The 6,326-nt window shown below is 52.1% G+C and carries 6 protein-coding genes; 5 read left to right on the forward strand and 1 reads right to left on the reverse strand.

The features are described 5' to 3' along the window. Positions 1 to 80: 80 nt before the first annotated feature. The 4 genes from EKM94_RS11055 to tyrS all read left to right on the forward strand — a co-directional run bounded on the left by EKM94_RS11055 (position 81) and on the right by tyrS (position 4,448). Complete coding sequence (locus EKM94_RS11055) at positions 81 to 995, forward strand: sigma-70 family RNA polymerase sigma factor (protein WP_125601883.1); 915 nt, start codon at positions 81 to 83, stop codon at positions 993 to 995. Between the two features lie 220 nt (positions 996 to 1,215). Then, positions 1,216 to 1,872, forward strand: a complete 657-nt coding sequence (locus EKM94_RS11060) for a glycerol-3-phosphate acyltransferase (RefSeq protein ID WP_225422220.1) — start codon at positions 1,216 to 1,218, stop codon at positions 1,870 to 1,872. Positions 1,873 to 2,531: 659 nt separating this feature from the next. Beyond that, positions 2,532 to 2,855 (forward strand): hypothetical protein, encoded by a 324-nt coding sequence (locus EKM94_RS11065; protein ID WP_125601886.1) that lies wholly within the window; start codon positions 2,532 to 2,534, stop codon positions 2,853 to 2,855. Positions 2,856 to 3,182: 327 nt separating this feature from the next. Further along, positions 3,183 to 4,448 carry a tyrosine--tRNA ligase gene (gene tyrS / locus EKM94_RS11070; protein ID WP_125601889.1) on the forward strand — a complete coding sequence of 422 codons (1,266 nt, stop codon included), beginning with the start codon at positions 3,183 to 3,185 and terminating at the stop codon, positions 4,446 to 4,448. Between the two features lie 737 nt (positions 4,449 to 5,185). Here tyrS and EKM94_RS12980 read toward each other — a convergent pair. Next, a complete protein-coding gene (locus EKM94_RS12980) occupies positions 5,186 to 5,290 on the reverse strand; it encodes a putative holin-like toxin (protein WP_225422221.1) in 105 nt (34 codons plus the stop codon). A 621-nt stretch (positions 5,291 to 5,911) separates the two neighbouring features. On the opposite strand from EKM94_RS12980, the gene EKM94_RS12925 reads away from it, so the two are divergent. Next, a complete protein-coding gene (locus tag EKM94_RS12925; RefSeq protein ID WP_263853261.1) occupies positions 5,912 to 6,034 on the forward strand; it encodes a hypothetical protein in 123 nt (40 codons plus the stop codon). Positions 6,035 to 6,326 lie beyond the last annotated feature (292 nt).

Genomic DNA, 6,326 nt, shown 5'->3' on the forward strand with positions numbered 1-6,326 from the left:
CGAGATGATTGGCTGGCGCCGTTCTGGTAAATTGAACGTACCACAAGCGCTTGTGGATAAACTGAAAGAGGGTTTTCCACATGAATCGATCCGAATTATCACCAGCCGACCAAGCCTACCTGGCCGCTCAGAATTGGCTCCCCAACGAAACGGCGCCGACAACGCCGGCAACGATGGGAACAAGGGCAACGGCTGCAGCGACTGAACCGACGTCATTTACCGAACGAACGTCATCAACACAACGCGCTTCATCAACTGAACGCACTTCATCAACTGGACTGATGTCATCTACCGAACGAACGTCAGCAACTGAACGAATGTCACCAACTGAACCAGCGTCATCCACCGAACGAATGTCAGCAACTGAACGCACTTCACCAACTGAACCAGCGTCAACAACCGGACCAACGTCGCCAACAGTGCCGCCAGCGACCGCTCCAGCGGGGTCAACGGCGTCAGCTCTGGCGGGGTCAACTTTGCCAGCGATCCAGACGTTGACCCGGGGACTGGAAATGGCCCTGAATTATCCGCAACTGATCCACGGCGCGGTCAAACGGGCGGGGATCTGGCGCGGGTCCCAGGATTATGAGGATTTTGTTCAGGAGGCTTACTTCGCCTTCGCCTATGCTTATCAGGAATTCCCCGGGGAGCCGGCGACGGATCCGACTTTCCTGAACTTCGCTTTCAACTCGATCATTTGGCGGTTGACCGACCTGTTGCGTTATCAACAACGGCGGCAGTGCGATGATCTGGCCGAGCAGTTCAGCGATAATTTCCACTTGGATTTCGAGGCGGGCAGTGTCACGGCGCTGACCCTGCGCGATTATATCAAGAGTGCCACCACCATGGATCGGCTGATTATCTGGAATCACTTCATTTGCGAGCAGCCGCTGACGCAAATCGCCCGGGAGCACCACCTGAGCCCGCGCACCCTCCGCGCCCGCCGCGCTCGTCTGCGCGACAACTTCGCCCAGATCCTGGACTACCATTTCTAGGAACGGGGTCACTTAACTTCTGCGTTTCACTGATCCCCGCCAGCTTCTGGGCAACTCCCTCCGCCCAAGGCTGGCGGGGATTTTTTTGGTAGCGGCGACGGGGCCAGGGCGCTGGGGATGACGGTTGATTTTTGGCGAGGATTTTTTCTGCGGCGGCGTGCGTGCTTTCCCCCCGTGAAAAATGATATAATTGGCCTAACTTGAGGTGGAGGCAGAAAAGATGGTTATGGCGCGGGTTTACAGTTTATTGATCGGTTATGGGTTGGGCAATTTCATCACGGCTTATTTCGTGAGTTTGTGGCGCACCGGCAAAAGTCCCCACGAAATCGGCTCCGGCAATCCCGGCACGGCCAACATTGGCGCCGTTCTGGGGAAGAAATTCGGGATCTTGGTCCTCGTCGGAGATCTACTGAAGACATTGGCGGCGATCCTGATCAGCGTTTGGCTTTTCCCAGAATTGGGCCGCTTGGCGATCATGTACGCCGGCATCGGCGCCACTTTGGGCCACAATTTCCCCGTCTGGCTGCGCTTCAAAGGCGGCAAAGGCGTGGCCGTTTCCGCCTTGTTGCTGGTTTCCTACGATTTGAAGTGGGGCTTGATCTGCCTGCTGATCGCCCTGGCCGTCCTGTTGGTGACGCAGGACCTGGCCTTGCCCGGCGTGACCATCCTGCTGAGCTTCACCATCGTCAGCGCGCTCCTATTCGGTTGGGAAACCGCAGCCGGCTTCGGTTTCTTGACCCTACTGTCCGCCTTCCGCTTCCGCCACGACCTAGTCAACCTGGCTCACGGCAAGTCCAAGAAGATCGACCTGTTGCAACGCTTCAAGCACAAGCCCACCAACACCACCCCCGCCGACAAAAACGACCCGGAGAAATAGGCGGTTCCACTGCGGCTGGACGGTGAGGCGGCAACATGACTGTGTCGAGGCGGCAACAATCACCGAACAGACAATGAATAGTAACGGGGCAGACACCGAACAGACACCAACAGACACTGAACAGTAACTGAATGACCACTGAATGGCCGCGCGACGGTTACTGAACGACCACTCACGGCCACTGAACAGCGACGGAACAGTCACTCAATAGCTCCGCAACGGCTACTGAACCAGCGGGCGATGCGTTGCTAGTTATCCGCTCGAAATAATTCCCGTCAACAGGCGTGGACGCCGACTAAGACAAGGTCATCCTCTTAGTCATCATCCGCGCCTTTTTTGCGGGATAATCAGTCAAGCAGGGGTTCGATTGACCAGTTTGGCGGAAAAGACATTTTTCACAAACAACCGATTCCGACCGTTTTTTGGCCGATTTCGGCTGACGACCTGCACCAATTTTTACACTGGAAATCAGACAAATTTCCGCCCCAAAATTCACCACATCCCTCTCATTTTGTCCTCATAATCACCGCTTTCCATGCCAAACTCGCCTCGGCGAAAAAGACAGGATTCTGGATGATCTGTGTTGCAATTTAGCCAGTTCGCCGAGAACTAGGGTAGTTCATCAGGTAGACTGTCCTGGTGTCACCAATATAAAGCTAGTGACCACTAACCATGGTCGTCAATTGCGTGGATACTCATCAATTGGCAATAGCTTACCAGCTGGCGCGAGTGCTCAAACGGCTGTTAAAACGTTGAGCGGCTGGAGCGGAGAAATTCGGGGTGAGATCGCCGTGAAATTGGTCTTAGTGGCTATGCCACTTAGACCAAGGCCTGATTTTGAGACAAGCCGCGCACTTTGCGGATTGGCTCAAAACAGCGCCCACAGCGAGCTCACCCCGAATTTCGCAGCGCAAGCTGCGGCCAGACTACTTTTACCAACGCAGGCAGGCAGTTCTCCGCCATCCCTTGACATAACCCGTTAAGTCTGATACATTTAATCCATTCCAATAGGTCGAATCTAGCCCAGTAGTGTTGCGGAAAGACGCGTTCAGAAAGCTGATGTTCGCTGCGAATCAGCCGCGTTCCCAACACGAATTACACTAGAATGAGCACGAGCGTCGTTCTCTCTACGAACGTAAAGTTGTCCGCGTTGGCGGGTAATTGGGTGGTACCGCGGTAAATTATCGTCCCTGATCTTAACTGATCGGGGACTTTTTATTTTGCCGCGGCCAGGGGATCGATCGGTTGGAAAGTTACCCAGTGATGATTGAATGATTTTAATAAAAGAAGACATGATGGAGGTCGTTAACATGGAAAGAAATGAAATTTTAGCAGATTTGGCGTGGCGGGACGCGGTCAATCAGGTGACAGATCTGGATGGTTTGACGGAATTGACCGGTGAGAAGCAGGTCTCCCTGTATTGCGGCGTCGATCCGACCGGCGATTCCTTGCACATCGGTCACTTGATTCCGTTCATGATCTTGAAACGGTTCCAGAATGCGGGGCATCATCCTTACATTGTGATCGGCGGCGGGACCGGCTCGATTGGGGATCCTTCCGGGCGCAAAACCGAGCGGACCTTGCAGACCATGGAGCAGGTCAAGCACAATGAGGACGCGATCACCAAGCAAATGACTCGTTTGTTTGGCACCGAGAATTTCTCGATCGTCAATAACTACGACTGGCTTTCCAAAATCAGCCTGCTTGATTTCCTGCGGATCTATGGCAAGGAATTCCCGATCAACGTGATGTTGAACAAGGAAGTTGTCGCGTCACGGCTGGCGACAGGGATTTCTTTCACGGAGTTCACGTATCAAATTTTGCAATCGGTGGATTTCTTGACGCTGTACAAGGAACATGATGTTCAAGTTCAGATCGGCGGCGCGGACCAGTGGGGCAACATCACCGCCGGCACCGATTTGATCCACAAGAAATTAGGCGCGGAGGCGCGCGTGTACGGCTTGACGATTCCGCTGATGCTGAAAGCGGACGGCACCAAGTTCGGCAAAACCGCTGGTGGCGCCGTTTGGCTGGATCCAGAAAAGACCACGCCTTACGAATTTTATCAATTCTGGCTGAACCAAGACGATCGTGATGTGGTCAAATATTTGAAATACTTCACTTTCCTGTCCCACGACGAAATCGACGCGCTGGCGGAGAAAGTTGCCAGCGCGCCCGAGAAGCGGGAAGCGCAACGCCGGCTGGCTGAAGAAGTGACGACTTTTGTCCACGGAGCCGCCGCTTGTCAACAAGCCCAACATATTTCCGCTGCCTTCTTCTCCGGCGATCTCTTGAGCCTGAGCGCGGATGAAGTGGCGCAATGCTTCCACGGCATGCCCGGCGTGACCATCGCCAACGCGCCCCACGACCTGGTCGAATTCCTCGTCGACGTGACGGCGATCGAACCAAGTCGCCGACAAGCCCGAGAAGACATCAACAACGGCGCCATCTACATCAACGGCCAGCGCCAACAAGACGTGGCCTTCCAAGTCGATCCCGCCGCAGCCTTTGACGGCAAGTTTGTCATTGTCCGTAAAGGCAAGAAGAAATACACCTTGGTGCGAATCGAAGACTAGCCCCCAAGCACGCCAGCTAAAAATACCCCAAGAAACAAGCCAGCGACAGCCGCGACGGCGCGCGGTCAGCGGCACAGCCGCATGACCGCAAGCTAATTCCCGCGCCTGCCAAAAATTCGAGACACAGTTATTTGATAAGGTGTGGTTCGCCACGCCTTTTTTTGTTGGGTGAAACGCGCTAAACCCGCAAGTGATACGGGATCGTGCGGCTGGTGGGATGCCATTTGCGCAGGGATTTTGACGTGTTCTTTCTATTATATATGTGTATATATGTGTTCTGTAAACAGGCGGCGAGCGATGTGTTCCATTGGACGGCGAGGTTTGATTGTCAAAGATGGAAACTATGTTATACTGAATGTATAAAAAGAGCAGCCGTTTGGTGGCTGCTCCTGCAGAACCGTGTGAACCACGGTGGCTGTGATTGTATTAAAAAAAAATAATCGTAAGCCAGGGAAAGCTTAGGCGGTTATTTTTTTGCCCTAATTTTATCACGTCAATCACTAGCCGAATTAACTGGATGACGAACGTTTCGGTCAATATCAGCAAAGTGAGAATTTCTGTGATGGACATTTTGCTATTCTGTGTAATGCGGTGAAATTTGATTGCCAAAAATGGAGTCTATGTTATACTGAATGTATAAAAAGAGCAGCCGTTTGGTGGCTGCTCCTGCAGAACCGTGTGAACCACGGTGGCTGTGATTATTTGGGAAAATAACCGAGAGCCGGGAAGCTAGACGGTTATTTTTTTTGTCCTAATTCAATCACGTCAATCACGAGCTGAATTAACTGGATAATGAACGTTCCAGTCAATATCAGCAAAGTGAGAATTTCTGTGATGGACATTTGCTATTCCTTTCTCAAGATTTACGACTTGGTTCATCGCATGGGGTCATCTCGACCACAACCTTTCGAATCAGATTAGCCACCGCCGCACTTTCGCTCTGCAAGACTTAGTTTAACAGGTTAAGCATTGGAAAGATAGGTGAATTTCCTAACAAAAATGTGACGTGGAGAGGATCAGAAATTCGACTGATTTTGGTCATACTAGATTCTTCTGGCTAATCTATATCTCGTTCGTGCGGATAAATTTGATTGCCAAAAATGGAATCTATGTTATACTGAATGTATAAAAAGAGTAGCCTTGCGCGGCTGCTCCTGCAGAACCGTGTCAATCACGGTGGCTGTGATTATGTTAAAAAAATAACCGTTAGCCGCTGAAAGCTTAGACGGTTATTTTTTTTGCCCTTTTTCCGTGGTACGGCAACACCAACTGATGCGGATTAATCGGCCGAGATATTTCGGTAGTCTAGCAGCACGTCGCACCCATTTAATTAGATTCTGACTGGAAATCTTTACCGGTTTCTTCAACACTTCTTGGTTGGAAACCGACCGTTTTAACTGATCCATCAAGAACTTGCCGTAGTTCATCAAACAGACTGCTTTGGTGTCACCAATCTAAAGCTGGTGACCACTAACCACGGTCGTCAATTCCGTGGCTTCCTATTAACTGGCGATAGCTTGCCAATTGGCGTGAGTGCTCAAACGGCTGTTAAAACGTTGAGCGGCTGGAGCGGAGCGTGGCGTTGAAACGTGTTCGCCGACCTAGCTTCTTCCGCTTAGCTACGCAACTATTCTGGAGGCATAGACCGGCCTCCAAAATAGTTGCTAGGCTAATGCTCAGGAGCTACCCAGGTCGGCTCACACTCTGGCGTTGGTGGATCGTTTACTAGTTGGCGGAAGGTCGGGCTGGGGGTGAGTCAGCCGCGATATTATTGTTGGCGATTTATCGCCTAGAATAAGGCCGAGCTTGAAGCTTTTCGGTGGTTTTCCGAAAAGCTTCAAGTCGTGCCCGCCGCGTTCCACCACCCCCAGCCCGACC

The organism is Lapidilactobacillus achengensis (assembly GCF_003946655.1).
Taxonomy (GTDB): Bacteria; Bacillota; Bacilli; order Lactobacillales; family Lactobacillaceae; genus Lapidilactobacillus; species Lapidilactobacillus achengensis.